The following is a 19,461-nucleotide window of genomic DNA, read 5'->3' as shown; positions in this document are numbered from 1 at the left end:
GTGGCCGGTGAGGGCCAGGTATGCGTCTTCCAGCGTGGCCCGGTCGAGGCCGCGGTCGGCCTGGACCTTGGCGATGAGGGCGGCCGGCGTGTCGGCCGCCACCGTGCGGCCGCCGTCGATCACGGCGACCCGGTCGCAGAGGCGCTCGGCCTCGTCCATGAAGTGCGTGACGAGTACGACCGTGACGCCCCGGTTGCGGACGCTCTCGATCAGCGCCCGGGTCTCCCGGCGCGCGGCCGGGTCGAGGCCCGTGGTCAGCTCGTCGAGCACAGCCACCTTGGGGTCGCCGACCAGCGCGAGCGCGATGGAGAGCCGCTGCTTCTGGCCGCCGGAGAGCGTGCCGAAGCGGGCGTTGCGCCGGGCGGAGAGCCCGAGCACGTCGAGCAGCTCCCGCCAGTCGGCCGGTTTGCCGTAGAAGGAGCTGTACAGGTCCAGCGCCTCCCACACCCGGATCCGCTCGGGCAGCTCGCTCTCCTGCAGCTGCACGCCCACCAGCTCGCGCAGCGCGGCGCCGTCGTGGTCCGGGTCCTTGCCGAGCACCCGCACCGTGCCGCCGTCGCGCCGGCGCAGGCCGCTGAGCATCTCGACCGTGGTGGTCTTGCCCGCGCCGTTGGGCCCGAGGATCCCGAAGATCTCGCCACTGTCCACTGTGAACGACACGTCCGCGACGGCGACCGTCTCGCCGTACCTCTTCTGCAGGTTGGAAACGTCGATGACCGGCATGGTCCTCCCCCTTCAGCCGGAGACTTTCTTGATGGCGACGGAGCGGGTCAGCGCGATATTGGCGACCCAGGCCACCGCGATGGACGCCACTCCCATGAGCACGCCGACGCCCAGCGGCGGGCGGTCGATGCCGAACCCCTTGTTGATGCCGTAACCGAGCCACAGCGAGTCGAAGCCGATCTCGGTGACCACCGCCGGCAGGACGGTTACGGGGATGAGGCCGATGCCCCACCAGCTGCCGTACCGGTAGAAGCACGTGCCCATCACCCAGCCACAGCAGAGGTACACGATGCCGACGAGCAGCTCCGCGACAAGCGTCTCCAGCCCGTCGCCGAAAGCCCGCACCGGGTAGGGATCCGTGAGGCCGCCCATGAGGTCGGCGGAGGTGTAGATCGCGTGCTCGACGACGAAGCCGAGCGTCATGATCGCCGCGTACACGCCGGCCACCGCGAGGATGTAGAGCGACGCGCCGAGCGTGAAGTCGCGGCGGGTGACCCCGTTGCCCACGTAGGCCGGAAGGTACACCGTCGTCAGCATCACGCCGACGGCGAGCAGGAAGTACTTGGGAGCGGAGCCGCCGGAGGTGGCCCAGATGCTGACGTCCGTGTCGCCGACCGTCGCGACCACGGTGATGATCGCCGCGTAGATCGCGATCATGATGGCCCAGTAGCCGGCCACCATGGGCAGGCCGGCGCGCAGCTGAGCGCGCACGACGACAAGAGAGGTGTTGGGGCTCATCGCCGCTCCTCCGCGGTCAGGTGGACGAAGAGGTCCTGGAGTCCGACCGGGCCCAGCTCGAGACCGGCCGCGCGGGCGCTCGCCCGCTCCTCGTCGCTGAGCTGGCCGTAGATGGTGGTCGAGCGGGTGCCGCCCAGCCGCTGGTCGCCCAGCACCGTGCGGCCCTCGGTGAACGCCGCCACCGCCTCCGCCGGCCCGGTGACCGCCACGCCCCGGCTGCGCAGCGCCTCCGTCTCGTCGTGCGCCACCAGGCGTCCTTTGTCGAGGATCACGACCTCCTCGAAGAGAGAGCCGACCTCCTCGATCAGGTGCGTCGAGATGATGATCGTGCGGGGGTGAGCCATGTAGTCGTTGAGCAGCTCGTCGTAGAACGCGTACCGCGAGGGCGCGTCCATCCCGAGGTATGCCTCGTCGAAGATGGTCAACGGTGCCCGCGCGGCCAGGCCGAGCGTCACGCTGACCGCCGACTTCGCACCGCGGGACAGCGCCCCGATCCGCTTCTTGAGCGGGATGTCGAAGCGTGCCATCAGAGCCTGCGCGTACTCCTCGTCCCAGTTGGGACGCAGCGCACGAGCCATCCGGAACACGGTGCTCACCCGGTCGGTGTCCTGCGCGTCCACCCGGTCCCGCACGAAGCAGACCTGCCGGGTGACCGCCGCGTTTTCGAAAGGCTCCGCGCCATCGACAAGCACCACGCCGCTGGCTGCCCGGCGGAACGCGGCGATGGCCGACAGCACGCTCGTCTTGCCCGAGCCGTTGCGCCCGAGGAGGCCGTGGATCTTGCCGCCATCCAGTCGCACGGAGAGGCCGTCGACGGCGACCGTCTCGCCGTACCGGATCGTGAGGTCCTTGATCTCGACGGAGGCAGTCACTTCGCCCCCTCGATCCGGCGGACGATCTCGTCCAGAGGGATCCCGATGACCTGGGCCTCGGCGATCATCACGTCGACGACCTGCTCGAAGAAGCGCTCGCGCCGCTCCGTGCGGAGCTTTTCCCGGGCATCCGGGCTCACGAACATGCCGATGCCGCGCCGCTTGTAGAGCACACCCTCCTCGACCAGCTGCTGGAAGCCCTTGGCCGCGGTGGCGGGGTTGATCCGGTAGAAGCTCGCGTACTGGTTGGTGGACATGACCTGCTCGTCCTCCCCAAGTGCCCCGCTCAGGATGTCCTCTTTGATCTTGTCGGCGATTTGCAGATAGATCGGACTCCGGTCGTCAAACACGGGAGCACCTCAAGGTTCTTAGGTTCATTACTTGACTAATGAACCGTAGCACCGACGAACCAGCGATCGCAACGGGCGATCTCAGCGGGAGCGGAGGAACGCGGGGATGGCCGCGACGGCCGCGACCTCGTCGCCGCGGAGGCGGCACCTGACGGCGAGAAACCCGTCGTAGCCCACGCCCGACAGCGCGCGCAGGACGGAAGACCAGTCCAGATGCCCCGCCCCCGGCTGGAAACCGTTCGAGTCGGCAACCAGCACGTGCCCGACGAGCCGGCCCGCGGCGCGGAGGGCGAGAGCCGGGTCGTCCTCCTCGATGTTGAGGTGGAACGTGTCCACGGCCACACCCAGCCCGCCCGCGCACAGCCCCGCGGCGCCGACCGCGCGGACCAGCTCGGCGGCCCGGTCGAGGCGGTTGACCATGTGGTCCTCGTACCGGTTGAGCGGCTCGAGGAAGAGCCGCACGCCCTCCTTCTCGGCGTGCCGGCCAAGCTCGGTGAGCCCTTCCACGAGCACTTCGCGGTCGCCCTCGGCGGTGCGCGGCGGGCGGAACGGCGGCAGCTGCATCGAGAACATCCCGCGCGACGCCGGCGTCACCACGCCCCGCCCGCCGAGGTCGGCCATCACCGACAGCTGCGACTTCACCTGGTCGATCGCGTCGCGGCGCAGTTCGCGGTCGAAGGCGCCGAAGAAGTGCCGCATGTCCACGGCGACCACGGGCAGCACCACCCCGTCGCGGACGGCGCGGCGCAGCTCGGGGAGGCGCTGGCGGAAGGCGTACGCCCCGGCGCCGCGCAGCTCGATCGCGTCGTAGCCGGACCGCAGCGCGAACTCCCACTTGTCCTGCAGCCGGGCGCCGGGCAGGAGGTGCTCCAGACACGCGATCTTCACGGGATCCCCCTTCGCCCAAGATTACGCAAATGTGACAATCCGTCGGGCCAGCGACACAGCACGAAACCCGGACGATCCCGTGTTAGTAGGACAAATACCGATAGGATTGCCCCGTTTGTCCGTCAAGGGGGTGCCAGTGGCGAGCGTCGCCGAGGTGAAAGCGGCCATCGATGCCGCGATGCAGCACGTTCAGGAGGGCCAGGAGGCTGTCCGGGCGGCCAACGAGAAGCTCGGTGAGGCGCAGCTCAGCCTGGCCGCGGCGGTCGAGGGCAGCGGACACGAGTCGGTCACCTCCGCGCAGGCCGCACTCGCCCAGGCGGCCACCGAGCTCGAAGACTGCCTTTCCGCCACGCTGGGCGCGATGGACCAGGCCCAGCAGTACGCCGCAGCCCTCTAATGCCATGAGCTCACTGCTGCACGCGCTGGCGTACCGGATCCAGGAGGTCGGCGAGGAGCTGCCGGTCGGGCAGGTGGCCACCGCCGCCGACCGCCTGCGCACCGCCAACGGCCTGCTGGCCTGGGTGATGCGCGCGAGCGTCACGACCGCGCCGACACCCACGCTCACCGCCGCCGGCGAGCACCTCGACCATGCTGCCGGCGCCATGCTCGCCGCCCGCGAGGCGCTGGCCGGCTACCTCGTGTCGATCGGGCTGCCGCGCGACGCGGTACCCCCGCCGGACAAGGACTGGCATGCGGCGCTGGCGCCGGCCGCGCCACGCCGGCCAGCCGCGGACGCCGGCCCTCCGACCCTTACCCACTTCTGGGCCGACCGGGTCGACGAGCTGACTGAGCGGTCAGGCAGCCGGCCGGAGCGTGGTGCGGAGTCCACCGTGGACCTGCTGCACCGCTGCGCCAAGGCGGTGCCGGACGACGACCGCGGGCGGCTGCGCCGCGAACTCACCGCGGTGGACCCGGCCGTGGGCCTCGCGCTGTCCGCGGTGGCGCCGGCGCCGATGCGCTTCCTCACCGCGGAGATGCTCGGCCACCCACCATCCAAAGAGGACCTTCAGCCGGTACGGAAGGAACTGCTCCCCCGCGTCCGCAAGCTGCTGCCTGCGCTCGACGACATCGTGGTGGACGAGCTGCTCGCCCGCGCCTGCTACGCCCCGCCGCCGCAGCGCGAGAAGGACGAGCGCACGCACCCGGTCGACGCAGCGGTAACGGCGGCCGTCCTCGTCGGCGTCCTGCTGCGGGTCACCGGACGGGAGCCGGACGAGCTGGCCAAGGTGACCGAGGAACTGCGCAAGGCCGAGGAGCGGGAGGACAAGGAGCGCGAGGAGAAGGAACGTCGTGGCTAGCGTTCGGCACGGGATCGTGGCCGGGGTCCGGCGGGACCTGGCGGCGGCGCGTGGGCTGACCCGCGCGGCCCTTGGCGTCGCCGAGGCGGCCCGCGACGAGGCGCGGCACCAGCGGGACGAGGCGCTCGCACAGCACAGCGAGCGACTGGCCGCCCTCGCCGAGGCACGCGAGGCGGCGCGCCGCGACATCCGGGCCCACTTCGAAAAGGCGGCGGGCGCGCTCACCGAGGATCTGGCCGCCGTTGCCGCGTCGTGCGCGCCAGGTGCGGCGGGCGCGTCGTGGCGCACCTGGCGCCCCACCGAGCCCGAGCGCGGGCGGCGCCCCGGCCTGTTTCGGATCGGCACGCTCGGGCAGGAGCCGGCCGCGGCCACGATCCCCGCGCTGGTGCCCCTGCTCGACCTTGCCCACCTCTCCTTCACCGGCGAGCCATCCACTGTGGACGGCGTGATCGCCGGCCTGCTACTGCGGGTGCTGGGCAGCACGCGCCCGGGCGAGGTACGCCTCACCGTCTACGACCCCGAGCAGCTCGGCGGAAGCTTGGCCGGATTCGCGCCGCTGGGCAACGCCGACCTGCTCACCTTCGTGGGGCCGGGCGGGCTCACCGGGATGCTCGACGACCTCGTGGAGCAGATCCGCCGGATCAACGAGAGCGTGCTGGCCGGCGAGTACGCGTCGCTGGCCGAGCTGACCGCCGCCACCGCCGCCCGCCGGCCCGAGCCGTGGCGGCTCGTGGTGCTGCTCGGCGACGCCGCCACGGCTGCCGACCTCAGCGCGGCCCAGCGCGCGCAGTTGGACCGCATCGTGCGGACGGGCGTGGCGTGCGGGGTACACGTGCTCGCCCGCGGGCTGCCGATCGAGGCGCACCCCACTGTGGAGCACGTCGCCGTCTACGGGAGCACCGCCGCCTGCGGTACCACCGGCGACCTCCCGGTGCGACTCGACGCGCCACCGGCCGCCGACCGCGTCGCCGCCGCCTGCCGGGAGCTGGCCGAGCTGCTGCTGGCCGGGCCGCCGCCAGCGCAGTTCGCCGACCTGGCGCCGGAGAAGCTCTGGACCGAGTGCTCGGCTACCGGCCTCGCCGCCCCGCTCGGCGACGGGCCGGACAGCGAGCTCGTCGAGGTGCTGCTCGGCGACGACCCGCCGCACGCGTTGATCGGCGGGCCGTCCGGCTCCGGCAAGACCAACCTCATCTACGCCTGGCTCGGCTCGCTGACCGCCCGGTACTCCCCCGACGAGCTGGCGCTCTACCTGCTCGATTTCAAGGAGGGCGTCTCCTTCGCGCGCTTCGCGCCGGGGCGGCGGGACCCGAGCTGGCTGCCACAGGTACGCCTCGTGGGCGTCAACGTCAACGGCGACCGCGAGTTCGGCCTCGCGCTGCTGCGGCACCTCGGCGAGGAGCTGCGCCGCCGGGCGCACGCCGCCAAGCGCCACGAGGCCACCAAGCTCGCCGAGCTGCGCGCCGAGGACCCGAGCGGGCACTGGCCGCGCATCGTCGCGGTGATCGACGAGTTTCAGGTGCTGCTGGCCGGCCGCGACGCGATGGCCACCGAGGCGGTCGGCTTGCTGGAGGACCTGGCCCGGCGGGGCCGCTCGCAGGGCATCCACCTGGTGCTCGCCTCGCAGGACGTCTCCGGCATCGAGGCGCTGTGGGGGCGGTCGGCGCTGGTGGCGCAGTTCACTCTGCGGATCGCGCTGCCCAAGGCGCGCCGGATCCTGGCCGACACCAACCTCGCCGCCGACGTCATCCCCCGCTTCCACGCGGTCGTCAACGCCGACTCCGGCGTCCCCGACGCCAACCGCATCGTGCGCCTGCCGGACGCGAGCGACCGCGGCGCGTGGCGTGCGCTGCAGGAGAAGCTGTGGCACGCCCGCCCCGAGGGCCTCGACCCGCCCCGCCTCTTCGACGGCGACGCGGTACCCCCGTACCCGGAGGAGATCTCGGCGGACGGCGCGGTGCTCGGCGAGACCATCGACGTACAGCCGCGGCCTGCCGTCCTCCGCCTCCCCCGCGCACCCGGCCGCAACCTCGCGGTGCTCGGCACGCGGGTGGAGGAGGCGTGCGCGGTCCTGGGCGCCGCCGGCCGCTCACTGGCCACCATGGACGGTGCGGCGCGGTTCAGCGTGGTGTGCCTCGACGACGACGCCTCCCCGGCGGCCGGGCTGCTGCACGCGGCGCTGCCGGACGCCCGCTGGTACGACCTCGACACCGCCGCCGAGCTGCTCGCCGAGCTGGCCGCCGACCTCGACGGTCCGCCCGCCGCGGTGCCCCACTACGTCATCGGCTACGCCTGGGACGCGGCCGGCGGCCAGCTCCCCCACCTGCGCACGGTGCTGTCCCGCGGTCCCGAGCGGCGGGTACACGTCCTCGGCTGGTGGCGCGGCGTCTCCCGCCTCCGCGACGACCTGGGTGGCGTCGGCGCCCGCTTCGACGCGATCGGCGCGTGGGTCGCCCTCGACGTGCACGGCTCGGAGCTCTCGCCCCTCTCGCCCCAGCCGGGTGGTCCGGCCTGGTACCCCCGACCGCACCGGGCCCTCTTCTTCGACCGGGCCATCCATCGCGCGCCGGAGGTCATCATCCCCTACGAAGTGGGTGCGGCGCGGGGGGCGCGGTGAGCGCCGGGGAGTACCGGCGACTCGTCGGCGCACTCGCCGCGGCGGCGCGCGAGCGGGACGGGAAGCTGGCCGCCGCCGAGCGCGCGTACCAGGACGGTGCCGCGGCGGCCTCGGCGGAGGTGGCCCGCAGCGACGCGGCGCTCGTCGAGGCGGAACGTGCCGCCAGCGGGGCCGCCATCACCGTGGTCGACGTGGACCGCGAGGCGGCGCGGATCTGGGACGAGCTGCGCCGGGTCGGCGGTTGGTGGGCGCGGCTGCGGCGGGTCGGCGAGCTGCCGTTGCCCGACCACGCCGGCCACGCACCGGCCGCCGGCACCGTGGAGGTCGAGGCGGTCGCGCTGCTCGACGCGGCGGCGAGGCGCATCGACCCGGTCCGCCGCGGCGCGCCACGAGCGCCGCTGCCACGCTGGTTGCTCCCGCTCCTGCCCCCGCTCGGCGCCATCGCCGCCACCATGACCGGACTCGTCGCGGGCGGGCTCGTCACGCTCGCGCACTTCGACTCCGAGCTGGCCTGGCCGCTGCGCCTGCTGGGCTGGCTCACGTTTCTGATCGCGCCCTTCACCGGGGTGCCGCCGGCGGCGCTGTGGGTGGGCCGGCAGTTCGGCAGCCGTCTGGACACCGGCGCGATCGGGCTCATCGTGCTCGGCGGCATGGCGGCCGGTTGCGGGTTGTCCCTGTTGTTCGCCCGATAAGCCCCCGCGTTGATCAGGGACCTGGTGGGCGTGTCACCCGGCGCGCCGCCCCACCGTCTCCCTGATCAACCCGGCGGCGCGCGGTCCAGGCCGTTTGCCGACCGGACGACCGTGACGAGCTCGTCCATGATGGACGTCAACGCGAAGTCCTTCGGTGTGAACACCTTTGCCACGCCCGCGTCGCGCAGCTTCGCGGCGTCGGCGGGCGGGATGATGCCGCCCACCACGACGGGCAGGTCGGGGCGTCCGGCCGCCCGCAGGCCGTCCAGCACGGCGGGCACCGCGGCAAGGTGCGACCCGGAAAGCACCGAGAGGCCGACGAGGTCGACGTCCTCCTCCACCGCGGCGGCCACGATCTGGCCCGGGGTGAGGCGGATTCCTTGGTACACCACCTCGAAGCCGGCGTCCCGGGCGCGGACGGCGATCTGCTCGGCGCCGTTGGAGTGGCCGTCGAGGCCGGGCTTGCCCACCAGCAGGCGCAGGCGGCCCGTGCCCAGCTCGTGCGCGGTACGGCCGACCCGCTCGCGCACCGAAGCCAGCGTGGCGTCCTCGCGCGGCGCGGGCGAGGCGGCGAGGCCGGTGGGTGCGCGGTACTCGCCGAACACCTCCCGCAGCGCTCCCGCCCACTCGCCGGTGGTCACGCCGGCGCGCACGCAGTCGAGCGTCGCGGGCATCAGGTTGGCCGTGCCGGCCGCGGCCTCACGCAGCACGGCCAGCACGGAGTCTACTGTGGACTGGTCGCGGGCGGAGCGCCACGCGCGTACGGCCTCGGCGGCGGCCCGCTCCGCCGCGGGATCGACCTGCTCGACGGCCTCGGCGCCGGAGTCGGTGAGTGGCGACGCCTCGGTCTCGGTGAAGCGGTTGACGCCCACCACCACGTCTGCGCCCTCCTCCAGCCTCCGGCGACGTTCGGCGAGCGAGTTGACAAGCGCACTCTTGAGGTAGCCGGTCTCGACGGCGGCCACCACACCGCCCAGGTCGAGGATCTTGTCGAGCTCGACGCGCGCACCGTCCACGATGGAGTCGACGAGCGCCTCGACCACTCGGGAGCCGTCGAAGATGTCGGGGTACTCGAGCAGGTCCGACTCGTACGCCAGCACCTGCTGCATACGCAGTGACCACTGCTGGTCCCACGGGCGGGGCAGGCCGAGCGCCTCGTTCCACGCGGGAAGCTGCACGGCCCGGGCCCGGGCGGTGCGGGAGAGTGTGACGCCGAGCATCTCCAGCACGATCCGCTGGATGTTGTTTTCCGGCTGGGCTTCGGTGAGGCCGAGCGAGTTGACCTGCACGCCGTACCGGAAGCGGCGCTGCTTGGCGTCCCGAACCCCGTACCGCTCGCGGGCCAGGTCGTCCCACAGCCGCGCGAACGCCCGCATCTTCGCCATCTCCTCGACGAAGCGCACGCCCGCGTTGACGAAGAACGAGACGCGCTGCACCACCTCGCCCATCCGCTCGGGCGGAACCTGACCGCTGTCCCGCACGGAGTCGAGGATCGCGACCGCGGTGGCGAGCGCGAAGCCCACCTCCTGCACCGGCGTCGCGCCCGCCTCCTGGAGGTGGTACGAGCAGACGTTGACCGGGTTCCACTTGGGGGCGTTGGCCACCGTCCAGGCGATCGTGTCCGTGGTGAGCCGCAGCGACGGGCCGGGCGGGAAGATGTACGTGCCGCGGGACAGGTACTCCTTCACGATGTCGTTCTGCGTCGTGCCGGTCAGCGCGGCGGTGGGCGCGCCCTGCTCCTCGGCCGCCACCACGTAGAGGGCGAGCAGCCACATCGCGGTCGCGTTGATGGTCATCGAGGTGTTGGCCTCGGCGAGCGGGATGCCGTCGAAGAGCGCGCGGACGTCGCCGAGGTGGGAGACCGGCACGCCGACCCGCCCCACCTCACCGGCGGCGAGCTCGTGATCCGGGTCGTACCCCGTCTGGGTCGGCAGGTCGAAGGCGACCGAGAGGCCGGTCTGCCCTTTGGCCAGGTTGCGGCGGAAAAGCGCGTTGGTGGCGGCCGCCGACGAGTGCCCCGCGTAGGTGCGCATGACCCACGGCCGGTCCCGCTCGGCGAGGCGACTCTCCATGCGACGAGTCTAAGTTACCGTTAAGTCACATGAGTCGGTGAAAAACCGCACAGGGCCGTCCGCCATAGTGTCTGCCCATGGGGAACGATCTCGCGGTCTCCGTAAAGGGGCTGCGCAAGGCGTACGGCCGCACGCTCGCGGTCGAGAGCCTGGACCTGGACGTACGACGCGGGGAGGTCTTCGCCCTCCTCGGCCCGAACGGAGCTGGCAAGACCACCACCGTGGAGATCCTGGAGGGCTACCGCAAGCGGGACGGCGGCGAGGTGCGCGTGCTCGACCACGACCCCGCCAGCGCGACGGCCGACTGGCGCGCGCGGGTGGGGATCGTGTTGCAGGGCACCGGGGAGTTCGAGGAGCTGACCGTCCGCGAGCTTGTGCACCACTTCGCGGCGTTCTACCCCAAGCCCGACGACCCGGACGACGTGATCGCGCGGGTGGGGCTCACCGACAAGACGAAGGCGCGCACGCACGCCTTGTCGGGCGGGCAGAAGCGGCGGCTGGACGTGGCGCTCGGCATCGTTGGCCACCCCGAGCTGCTCTTCCTGGACGAGCCGACGACCGGGTTCGACCCGGAGGCGCGGCGCGAGTTCTGGCAGCTGATCCGGGAGCTCAACGGCGCCGGCACCACGATCATGCTGACCACCCACTACCTCGACGAGGCGGAGGCGCTCGCCCACCGCGTCGGCGTGATCGCGGGTGGACGGCTCGTCGAGGTGGCCGAGCCGAGCCGGCTGGGCAACCGGGCCAGCGCTCCTGCCACGGTGTCGTGGCGTACCCCGATGGCTCGGCCGAGTCGGCGGAGAGCGACACGCCGACGGCGCTGGTGGCCGAGCTTGCCGCGCGCTTCGGCGGCGAGGTGCCCGGCCTGACCGTCACCCGCCCCACCCTCGAAGACGTCTACCTGCGCATGATCGGAGCGGCATGAGCGTGGATCTCGCCCGGCGGCAGGGCGTCGTCGAGCTGAAGCAGTTCACGCGCAGCCGCGAGGCCGTGGTCTTCACGATGGCCTTCCCGGTCATCATGATCTTGATCTTCGCCTCGATTTTCGACGACGAGATCGCGCCCGGCGTCAACTACACGCAGTACTTCATCACCGGCATGATCGCGACCGGCCTCATGACGGTGGGTTTCCAGAGCCTGGCGATCCAGATCCCCATCGAACGGGACAAGGGCGTACTCAAGCGCTTCCGCGGCACGCCAATGCCCAAATGGGTGTACTTCGCCGGCAAGGTCTTCATGGTCGCCGGCATCGGCGTGGCCGAGGTGGCACTGCTGCTCGCCGTCTCGATCGGCTTCTTCGACCTGGAGCCGCCCGCGTCAGTTGGGAAGTGGCTCACGTTCGCGTGGGTATCGGTGCTCGGCCTGAGCGCGTGCACGCTGTGCGGCATCGCGTTCTCGTCGGTCCCCCGCAACGCCCGCGGCGCCACCGCGGTCGTGACGCCGGTGGCGCTGGTGCTGCAGTTCATCTCGGGCGTGTTCTTCGTCTTCACCGACCTGCCGACGTGGATGCAGCAGGTCGCCGCGATCTTCCCGCTGAAGTGGATGTGCCAGGGCCTGCGCTCGGTCTTCCTGCCCGACTCGTTCGCCGCCGCCGAGCCGGCCGGCAGCTGGGAGCTGGGCAAGGTCGCGCTGATCCTGAGCGCCTGGTGCGTGGTCGGCCTGGTGGTCTGCATCCGCACGTTCACGTGGCAAAACAAGTACAGCCGCTGAAATTGAGCTACCGCGATGTCCGCGGTGGTCCGGACCGTTGCTCCCGCGGCCTCGCCCTCCGCGATCGGCAGCCTCAGATCTTGTCCCGCGGGCCCGGCAGCGGAGGTCGGGGGTTTCGGCGAGCCCTGGCGAGCCGCCGACCGGAGCGGTGCCCGCGGGAGCATGCGGTCCGCAGCTGGCACGGGCCGGGGCACACCTGCTTGAAGGCGGCCCACGGTCCGGACCAATGGACGAAGCTAGTGCGTCACTCTGAGTAGTCGTAGAAGCCCCGGCCGGTCTTGCGGCCGAGGTCGCCGGCGGTGACCATGCGCTGGAGCAGCTCCGGCGGGAAGAACTTCTCGTCGGCGGTGTCGGTGTAGATGTTCCTGGTCGCGTGCAGCAGCACGTCTACGCCGGTCAGGTCGGTGGTGGCGAGCGGGCCCATCGCGTGGCCGAAGCCGAGCTTGCAGGCGACGTCGAGGTCTTCGGGCGAGACCACGCCGGACTCGACGAGCTTGACCGCCTCGACGACCAGCGCGGCGATCAGGCGGGTCGTCACGAAGCCGGCGATGTCGCGGTTGACCACCACGCAGGTCTTGCCGATCTCCTCGGCGAAGGAGCGGGCGGTGGCGAGCGTGGCATCCGAGGTCTTGTAGCCGCGCACGAGCTCGCAGAGCTTCATCATCGGCACCGGCGAGAAGAAGTGGGTGCCCACCACCGACTCGGGGCGTTGGGTGGCCGTCGCGATCTGGGTGACCGGGATGGCGCTGGTGTTCGTGGCGAGCACCGCGTCGGGCCGGCAGATCTTGTCGAGCTGCCGGAAGACCTCCTGCTTGACGTCGAGCCGCTCGAACACCGCCTCGACCACGATGTCCGCACCCGCCGCCGCCTCCAGGTCGGTGGTCGTGGTGATGCGCCCCAGGGTGGTCTCGACGTCGTCCGCCTGGATCGCGCCCTTGCTGGCGAACTTTTCCAGCGACCGGCGGATGCCCGCCACACCCCGGCTCGTCGCGGCGTCGTCCAGGTCACGGAGCGTGACCTCCCACCCGGCCTGCGCCGCCACCTGCGCGATGCCCGAGCCCATCAGACCGGCCCCGATGATCGCCAGTCGACCCGCCATGCTCTCACTCCTCACTCGTTCGCTATGCATGGATGCTAAACGACCATTCAGGATGACCTTGAGGTGTCACACTGACGCCATGGCGCTGGCCGACAGCTGGTATCTGGTCGGGCCGCTGATCGCGTTCGCGGTGGTGGGCGTGATGGCCGGCCTGCTCCGCCGGGCGCTCGGGCGGGAGCACTTTTCGCCGGCGCCGCCGATCGCGGACGACTTCGGCCTGCTGCGGGTGGCCGCGCTGGTGGACCGGCTGGAGGTGGCCCAGGCCGTACGGCGCACGCTCCGCCAGGCCGGCATCCGCTCGACGCTCTCGACCGGGCTGGACGGCCTCATCAAGATCCTCGTCTTCCCGGACGACGCGGGACGGGCGCGGCGCGTGCTGGAGCGCGACTCCTCTACTGGAACGTGAACGTCGGCTCTTCCGGCGCCGCCACCCGCTCGATCTTGACGCCCAGGGCCCGCAGGTTCGGCACGAAGTCCGGGTAGCCCCGGTCGATGTGGTGCACGTGGGAGATCTCCGTCATCCCGTCGGCGCACAGGGCGGCCATCGCCAGCCCCGCACCCGCGCGGATGTCCGTGGCCCGCACCGGAGCGCTGGAGAGCCGCTCACGCCCCTGCACGACAGCGTGGTGGCCGTCGGTGCGGATGTCGGCGCCGAGGCGGACCATCTCGTTGACGAACATGAACCGGCCGTCAAAGATGTTTTCGGTCACCAGGGACGCGCCGTCGCTGACCGAGGCGAGGCCGATCGCCATCGGCAGCAGGTCGGTCGGAAAGCCCGGGAAGGGCAGCGTGACCACGTCGACGGCGGTCGGGCGGCGGTCCATCTGCACCCGGAAGGCGTTGGCCCGCGTCTCGACCATGCCGCCGGCAGAGATCACCTTGTCGAGGGCGATCTCCAGGTGGGCCGGGTCGACGCCGGTCACGGTGACGTCTCCCTGGGTCATCGCCGCGCCGAACGCCCATGTGCCGCCCACGATGCGGTCGCCGATCGTGGCGTGGTGCACGGGGTGCAGCTCGGTAACGCCCTGAATCCGCAGCGTGGACGTGCCGGCCCCCTCGATGCGGGCGCCCATCTCGCTGAGCATCGTGCAGATGTCGACAATCTCGGGCTCACGGGCCACGTTGTCGATCACGGTCTCGCCACGCGCCAGCACTGCCGCCATCAGCAGGTTTTCGGTGGCGCCCACGCTCGGAAAGTCCAGCCAGATCGTGGCACCCCGCAGCCCCCGCGGCGCCGAGGCGATCACGTAGCCGTGCTCCCCCGTGATCTCCGCACCCATCCGGGCCAGCCCGTCGATGTGCATGTCGAGACCGCGCGAGCCGATCGCGTCGCCGCCCGGGTGGGCCACCCGCACGAACCCGCGCCGCGCCAGCAGCGGCCCGAGCACGCAGATCGAGGCCCGCAGCCGCCGCACGAGGTCGTAGTCGGCCTCGGTGCCGGTCTCCTCGGGCACGTCGATCGAGACCTCGTCGCCCTGGTACTCCACCGTGCAGCCGAGCCGCCGCAACACCTCACCCATGATCGCGATGTCCGTAATCCGGGGAATGTTGCTGACCACGCTGCGGCCGGGCGCGAGCAGCGCCACCGCCATCAGCTTGAGCGCCGAGTTCTTGGCGCCGACGACGTGTACCTCGCCCGCCAGCCGCGCCCCACCGAGCACCTGGATCACATCCACGTCGGCCATCGTAGAAGCCTCGCCAACCGCCGTGTCGGGGGCCGCGAATGCTGACGGTCGTACGCTAAGGCTCATGGCCGTTCACCTCACCAGGATCTACACGAAGGCCGGCGACACCGGCGCGACCCGGCTCGTCAACAACGAGAAGGTGTCGAAGACAGACCCGCGGATCGCGGCGTACGCCGATGTGGACGAGTGCAACGCCGCCATCGGCGTCGCGCTCGCGCTGGGCCAGCTCGACGACGAGGTGCGCGCCGTGCTCTCCACGGTGCAAAACGACCTCTTCGACCTCGGCGCCGACCTGGCAAACCCGTCGCCGGAGCCCGGCCTGCGCGTGACCGAGGCGTACGTGACCCGCCTCGAAGGCTGTTGCGACGACTTCAACGCGCGACTGTCCACACTCGACTCCTTCGTGTTGCCGGGTGGCACGCCGGGCGCCGCGCTGCTGCACGTGGCGCGCACAGTAGCGCGCCGCGCCGAGCGCGCGGCGTGGACCCTGGTGGAGGCCGATCCCGAACGAACCGGCACCCTCCCGGCAAAGTATCTCAATAGGCTGTCCGATCTGCTGTTCATCCTGGCGAGAACAGCAAATCCCGATGGCGACGTGCTCTGGGTGCCGGGCGCCAACAGATGAGGCGCGGAGCGCTCGCCCTGTGCGCGCTCGCGCTCGCCTCCTGCTCCTCACCGCCGCCGGCACCCCCTGCCCCACCCCCGCCCCGCGCGCTGACCTGGCGCGAGGTCACGCTCCCGGCCACCGCCGCCACCGTGCAGGACGTCGCATACTGCGAAGACCACTGGCTCGCGGTGGGCGGCCTCCCGACCGGACCCGCGGCGTGGCGGAGCACGGACGGCACGACCTGGACGGGGGTACGGCTCGCGCCCGTCAGCTTCTACGGCAGGCAGAGCACGATCTTCACGGTCGCCTGCCGCGGCGCCGACGCCGTGGCGGTGGGCGCGGCCTCGGGCGGCGCGCACGGCAACCCGCGGACCAGCACGTGGCGCAGCCGCCCGGACGGGAGCTGGCTGGAGTACGAGCCGGCGTTCGTCCAGTTCGGCGGCCAGGACTCGGTGGGCGTCGGCGCGGTCGCCGCCTCGCTTGAAGCGCCGGCCGCCTGGGCCATCGTCGGCAACTGGCTCGGCCCGGACGGCTCACCCGGCCCCGCGCTCTGGCACTCGGCGGACGGCGCCACCTTCGACCGCTCCCTCGTCGCCCCCGGCTCGTCCGCGCGTGGCACGGACGTGGCACCACTGCCGGGCGGCGGCTGGCTGGTGTCCGGCGAGGCGTACGGCACGACACTGACCGGCGCCTCCTGGACCTCAAAGGACGGCACGGCCTGGACCCCGGTCCCGGTGGGCGGCCCGCTCGCGCTGGTCACCCCGCTGGGCGGCGGCACGCTGGGCGTGGGCCCGGCGGGCGCCTGGTGGTACGACGGCACAGCCTGGCAGAAACGCGGCGGCTTCGGCGACGCGAACGGCTGGCGCTTCCTCACGCTGTCCGCCGCCGGGGACCTCGGCGTGATGACCGCGGCGGCGGGCTCGTCGTGCCGCCTGTGGACCACCCGCGACGGCGGCGCTACGTGGGAGGAGGCGTCAATGCCCGGCCCCTGCCGGTCACCGCCCAGACGGTGGCGGCGACCGCGGTAAGCGGCGACACGGTGCTACTGGCCACGGACGACGGTAGGACCGCGCGCCTCTGGCTCACGACCGCGGCGTAGGCCCTGTTCGTCGGGTCCCGCACCGTCGGCTGCTCGGCGCCGCGACCCGCGCGAGGTGCTCCTGGGGCGCTTATGAGCCTGGCCAATCCTTGTGCGGCCCGTGCTCGCCGGCAGTGGTGGGCGCGGGTGTTGTTCGCGGGTTACGCCCGGTGCCGCCGGTCGTCGTGCGGGCTCAGCGCCACCGGTGCCCCGTCGCCGCCCGGCCATCGGGTGGGCTTGCCGCCGCCGATCGTGGTCCGTGCCCAGCGCGGCCGATCGTCGTCTGGACACTGCGCCGTCCGCTCGTCGTGTGGGCTCGGTGGTGATCTGGTCCCAGCGCAGTCGCAAGGATGCCGAGACAACGGGGGGCTGGTGCGATGGCTATCGACGTTCACCGGTCACCGGCCGCCGCTCAGCCGACCGGCGAGGACAGCGAGGGCTGGTGGTCACCACCGGGAGGATCTTCGAGCCAGGCTGGCTTTGGGATCTCGGAGCGTCGAGCTACCGCGCTTAGTCGTCGCGACCCGTGCGCCCGCGGGGGTTGGGCAAGCAACCCAGCACAGCGAGCGCGGGCTGTCTCTCCGACTGGGACGGTCGGCGCGCTCGGACAGGCCCCGTGCCCCTCGACCGGCACCCGAGTACCACGCCGCTCGGGCACCGGCCGGGTCTGTCAGTGCCGGGCCTTCTCGCCTGCAGCCTGAGGCCCGGCGGGACGTGCCTCTCCCCGTTGATCAGGGAGTTGGTGGGCGTGTCTGCCGGCGTGTCCACCCACGAACTCCCTGATCAACTGCCCTCGCATTCGACGGCACCCCTAGCCAGGGTGCGAGCGCCCGGCGTCGGTTGGTCCGCTGGGCGCATCCGTGCGCCCAGCTTGAGAGGCACCTGCCGCGCGACACCCGCGCACCCAGCGTCAGGGGCAGACAGGCGGGTTCGGCACGAGCCGGGATCCAAGACGCCACCCGCCGGAAGCCACCCGGGCCGAGGCTCACGCGATCGGCGACTCGGCGGGATCCGACGTCCCGCGGGCTAGCCGGCCAGTGGGTGGCTGGAAAACGAAGAGACCGCCCCGGGTGGGGCGGCCTCCAGCCATGACATGAAACCGGTCACCGTCGACTTGGCCATGGCGATCTCGACGGGAGCCTGGTGGCTCAGACAGCGCAGGATGATCCAGTCGGTGGGCATGCTCATCAGCTCCTGGCCTTCCGGCCTGCGCCGGCGCTCCACCACCAAGGTCTCGCGGGAGAGGCGGCGCTTGGGGCGGATGGCGAGGCTGAACATGCGGTAGAAGCGCAGCTCGTCGCCGACGAAGCGACCGAAGCCGGGTGACCATCCGCGGCCGTCGAGCATTGTGGACACGCGGAGGTTGAGCTTGATGGTGCCGGAACGCGCCATCAGGGCGCGGCGAACGAACAGCGCCGCTACGAAGGCGAGCAGGATGAGTACGCCGATCCCGATCCACTCCAAGACCAGCATCGGCGTGCGGTCAGCGGGTGGCTGGAGTGGCCTGCTCGGCGCTCTCCGCGAGCACCGTCACGCCCTCGTCCGTGATGGAAAGGAAGCCACCGGCCACGTCGTAGGCGATCTCCTCGCCTCCGGAGACCTTGACCCTGACCTGGCTCGGCTCGGCGAGCTGCCCGAGCAGCGGAGCGTGGCCGGGGAGCACACCCAGCTCACCCTCGGTGGTCCGCGCGATGAGCATCTCGGCCTCGCCGGACCAGACCTTTTCCTCGACCGCTACGACCTCGACGTGCAGCTGGCTTGCCAACGCTGTCTCCTCGGGACTTTGGGGATTAGACCGAGTTTAGACAGCGATCCCACACCGCCCCAACGAGGGTGGCGCGTAACACAGTCACAAGGCGTACATCACTTGCTGATCAGCTCAGGATGCGACCCCATGAACGTGTCGACGGTGTCGTTGCGTACCGCGGCGAAAAAGTCCTTCGACGGGGCAACAAGCTGCTCACCCCGGTAGTTTCGGCCGGTGCCGACGCCCTCGCCGGGCAGTTTGACCATTGTGATGGTGCTGGAACGGATGTTGCGCAAAGTGATGGCGTAGTCGATAACGCTGTGGCCCCGGCCGTTGAAGACGAGGGACTGGCCGGCGGCGCGCAGCACGTTGTCGAGCTTGATCGGGTTGGTCACCACGTCCTTGCTGAACGCCTGGTTGACCATCGCCTTCAGAAACTGCTGCTGGTGCCGCTGCCGCACGTAGTCGCCGCCCACGGTCTTGCGCTGCCGCACGATGTCGAGCGCCTCCCAGCCCTTCAGGTGGTGGGTGCCCTTCTTGTAGACCTTCTGCGGCCCCACGTACCCATCGCCGTTGGGGTTGCCGTTGCGCCCGCTGCCGTCCGGCTTGAGGTGCTCGGAGCGGATGTCCATGTCGAGGGTCATCGTGACCCCGCCCATGGCGTCGACGATCTTGCGGAAACCCTGGAAGTTGACGATCGCGCCGGCGTCGAAGCGCTTGATGCCCGTGTACCGCGAGATCGTGTTGGCCAGGAGCTCGAAGCCGCGGGCCGGGTCGGGCACCTCCTTGCCGGGCACGCGGCTCCCGTACGCCATCGCGGCGTTGATTTTGTCGCGCCCGCCCCGGAAGTCGGCCTTCGGAAACGGCGGGATGTCGACAAGCAGGTCGCGCGGGATGGAGAAGAGGTACGCCCGGTCGTGCGCGTCCGGCACGTGCATGATGATGATCGAGTCGGAGCGTGGCGGCTCGTTGGGGTTGTCGAGGCGCGGGTCGATGCCGACCAGCAGGATGTTGAACGGGCCCTTGATGTCGGTCTTGGGCTCGGGTGTCGGGCCGGTCTGGTCGCCGAAGAGGTCGGCTGTCTTGACCGAGCCCTCGTAGCGGGACAGGAGCACCTCGCTGGCGAGCAGGGTGCCCCCGCTGCCGAGCAGCAGGAGCGTACCGAAGATGGTGCAGAGGACCGCCCATCTGGGCAGTCGACGGCTCGCCTTGCCCACGCGACCCTCCAATCACGAACCCCTCTACAGGTAAGACGGATCCAGAGGGCGTGAAGGTTTGCTACCCAAAC

17 protein-coding genes and 3 pseudogenes are annotated in these 19,461 nt (G+C 71.5%); 9 read left to right on the top strand and 11 right to left on the bottom strand.

Going from position 1 to position 19,461, the window contains the following annotated elements:
- Nucleotides 1-54: 54 nt before the first annotated feature.
- The 5 genes and pseudogenes from Phou_RS44930 to Phou_RS44910 form a co-directional block, all read right to left on the bottom strand.
- Nucleotides 55-723: pseudogene (locus Phou_RS44930) on the bottom strand (ABC transporter ATP-binding protein); the annotation flags it as partial.
- A gap of 12 nt (nucleotides 724-735) precedes the next feature.
- Nucleotides 736-1,461: a hypothetical protein gene (locus Phou_RS44925; RefSeq protein WP_173070103.1), complete on the bottom strand. Its 726-nt coding sequence runs from the start codon at nucleotides 1,459-1,461 to the stop codon at nucleotides 736-738.
- Nucleotides 1,458-2,333 (bottom strand): ATP-binding cassette domain-containing protein, encoded by an 876-nt coding sequence (locus tag Phou_RS44920; protein WP_173070101.1) that lies wholly within the window; start codon nucleotides 2,331-2,333, stop codon nucleotides 1,458-1,460. The genes Phou_RS44925 and Phou_RS44920 overlap by 4 nt, the downstream gene beginning before the upstream one ends.
- Nucleotides 2,330-2,683: a GntR family transcriptional regulator gene (locus tag Phou_RS44915; protein WP_173070099.1), complete on the bottom strand. Its 354-nt coding sequence runs from the start codon at nucleotides 2,681-2,683 to the stop codon at nucleotides 2,330-2,332. The genes Phou_RS44920 and Phou_RS44915 overlap by 4 nt, the downstream gene beginning before the upstream one ends.
- Before the next feature lie 81 nt (nucleotides 2,684-2,764).
- A complete protein-coding gene (locus tag Phou_RS44910) occupies nucleotides 2,765-3,571 on the bottom strand; it encodes a sugar phosphate isomerase/epimerase family protein (protein WP_173070097.1) in 807 nt (268 codons plus the stop codon).
- 136 nt (nucleotides 3,572-3,707) lie between these two features.
- Between Phou_RS44910 and Phou_RS44905 the strand changes: the two genes are divergently transcribed.
- Genes Phou_RS44905 through Phou_RS44890 form a run of 4 tightly spaced genes read left to right on the top strand, consistent with a single transcriptional unit; the run spans nucleotide 3,708 to nucleotide 8,175 of the window.
- Nucleotides 3,708-3,968, top strand: a complete 261-nt coding sequence (locus Phou_RS44905) for a hypothetical protein (RefSeq protein WP_173070095.1) — start codon at nucleotides 3,708-3,710, stop codon at nucleotides 3,966-3,968.
- A 4-nt stretch (nucleotides 3,969-3,972) separates the two neighbouring features.
- Nucleotides 3,973-4,869: a hypothetical protein gene (locus Phou_RS44900; RefSeq protein WP_173070093.1), complete on the top strand. Its 897-nt coding sequence runs from the start codon at nucleotides 3,973-3,975 to the stop codon at nucleotides 4,867-4,869.
- Nucleotides 4,862-7,483, top strand: a complete 2,622-nt coding sequence (locus Phou_RS44895; RefSeq protein ID WP_173070091.1) for an FtsK/SpoIIIE domain-containing protein — start codon at nucleotides 4,862-4,864, stop codon at nucleotides 7,481-7,483. Before Phou_RS44900 ends, Phou_RS44895 begins: the two co-directional genes overlap by 8 nt.
- On the top strand, nucleotides 7,480-8,175 hold the full coding sequence (locus Phou_RS44890; RefSeq protein WP_173070089.1) for a hypothetical protein: 696 nt from the start codon (nucleotides 7,480-7,482) through the stop codon (nucleotides 8,173-8,175). Before Phou_RS44895 ends, Phou_RS44890 begins: the two co-directional genes overlap by 4 nt.
- 65 nt (nucleotides 8,176-8,240) lie before the next feature.
- On the opposite strand, the gene Phou_RS44885 is transcribed toward Phou_RS44890, so the two are convergent.
- Complete coding sequence (locus tag Phou_RS44885; protein WP_173070087.1) at nucleotides 8,241-10,247, bottom strand: ethylmalonyl-CoA mutase; 2,007 nt, start codon at nucleotides 10,245-10,247, stop codon at nucleotides 8,241-8,243.
- 77 nt (nucleotides 10,248-10,324) lie between these two features.
- Between Phou_RS44885 and Phou_RS44880 the strand changes: the two are divergent.
- A pseudogene (locus Phou_RS44880) lies at nucleotides 10,325-11,172 on the top strand (ABC transporter ATP-binding protein).
- Complete coding sequence (locus Phou_RS44875; protein ID WP_173070085.1) at nucleotides 11,169-11,957, top strand: ABC transporter permease; 789 nt, start codon at nucleotides 11,169-11,171, stop codon at nucleotides 11,955-11,957. Before Phou_RS44880 ends, Phou_RS44875 begins: the two are co-directional and overlap by 4 nt.
- Nucleotides 11,958-12,201: 244 nt before the next feature.
- Here Phou_RS44875 and Phou_RS44870 read toward each other — a convergent pair whose 3' ends face one another.
- Entirely contained in the window at nucleotides 12,202-13,056 is an 855-nt protein-coding gene (locus Phou_RS44870) for a 3-hydroxyacyl-CoA dehydrogenase family protein (protein WP_173070083.1), read from the bottom strand.
- 79 nt (nucleotides 13,057-13,135) lie between these two features.
- Here Phou_RS44870 and Phou_RS44865 point away from each other — a divergent pair, with 79 nt between their 5' ends.
- A complete protein-coding gene (locus tag Phou_RS44865) occupies nucleotides 13,136-13,462 on the top strand; it encodes a hypothetical protein (RefSeq protein ID WP_173070081.1) in 327 nt (108 codons plus the stop codon).
- Here the strand turns inward: Phou_RS44865 and murA are convergent.
- The gene (gene murA, locus Phou_RS44860; RefSeq protein ID WP_173070079.1) at nucleotides 13,449-14,741 is read right to left on the bottom strand and encodes a UDP-N-acetylglucosamine 1-carboxyvinyltransferase; all 1,293 of its coding nucleotides are present in this window, start codon (nucleotides 14,739-14,741) and stop codon (nucleotides 13,449-13,451) included. The two genes, Phou_RS44865 and murA, sit on opposite strands and share 14 nt — an antisense overlap.
- 64 nt (nucleotides 14,742-14,805) lie before the next feature.
- Between murA and Phou_RS44855 the strand changes: the two genes are divergently transcribed.
- Together Phou_RS44855 and Phou_RS44850 are read left to right on the top strand one after the other, a co-directional pair.
- Entirely contained in the window at nucleotides 14,806-15,366 is a 561-nt protein-coding gene (locus Phou_RS44855) for a cob(I)yrinic acid a,c-diamide adenosyltransferase (protein WP_173070077.1), read from the top strand.
- Nucleotides 15,363-16,376 carry a hypothetical protein gene (locus Phou_RS44850; RefSeq protein WP_173070075.1) on the top strand — a complete coding sequence of 338 codons (1,014 nt, stop codon included), beginning with the start codon at nucleotides 15,363-15,365 and terminating at the stop codon, nucleotides 16,374-16,376. The genes Phou_RS44855 and Phou_RS44850 overlap by 4 nt, the downstream gene beginning before the upstream one ends.
- Nucleotides 16,377-17,451: 1,075 nt before the next feature.
- On the opposite strand, the pseudogene Phou_RS44845 reads toward Phou_RS44850, so the two are convergent.
- The 3 genes and pseudogenes from Phou_RS44845 to Phou_RS44835 all read right to left on the bottom strand — a co-directional run.
- Nucleotides 17,452-17,899: pseudogene (locus tag Phou_RS44845) on the bottom strand (DUF2550 domain-containing protein); the annotation flags it as partial.
- Between the two features lie 10 nt (nucleotides 17,900-17,909).
- Nucleotides 17,910-18,191, bottom strand: a complete 282-nt coding sequence (locus Phou_RS44840; RefSeq protein WP_173070071.1) for a F0F1 ATP synthase subunit epsilon — start codon at nucleotides 18,189-18,191, stop codon at nucleotides 17,910-17,912.
- Between the two features lie 98 nt (nucleotides 18,192-18,289).
- A complete protein-coding gene (locus tag Phou_RS44835; RefSeq protein WP_246274623.1) occupies nucleotides 18,290-19,390 on the bottom strand; it encodes an LCP family protein in 1,101 nt (366 codons plus the stop codon).
- Nucleotides 19,391-19,461: the final 71 nt, after the last annotated feature.

The organism is Phytohabitans houttuyneae (assembly GCF_011764425.1).
GTDB classification, from domain to species: Bacteria; Actinomycetota; Actinomycetes; order Mycobacteriales; family Micromonosporaceae; genus Phytohabitans; species Phytohabitans houttuyneae.
The sequence above is the reverse complement of the archived record's forward strand: the minus strand, read 5'-3'. Positions and strand labels throughout refer to the sequence as shown.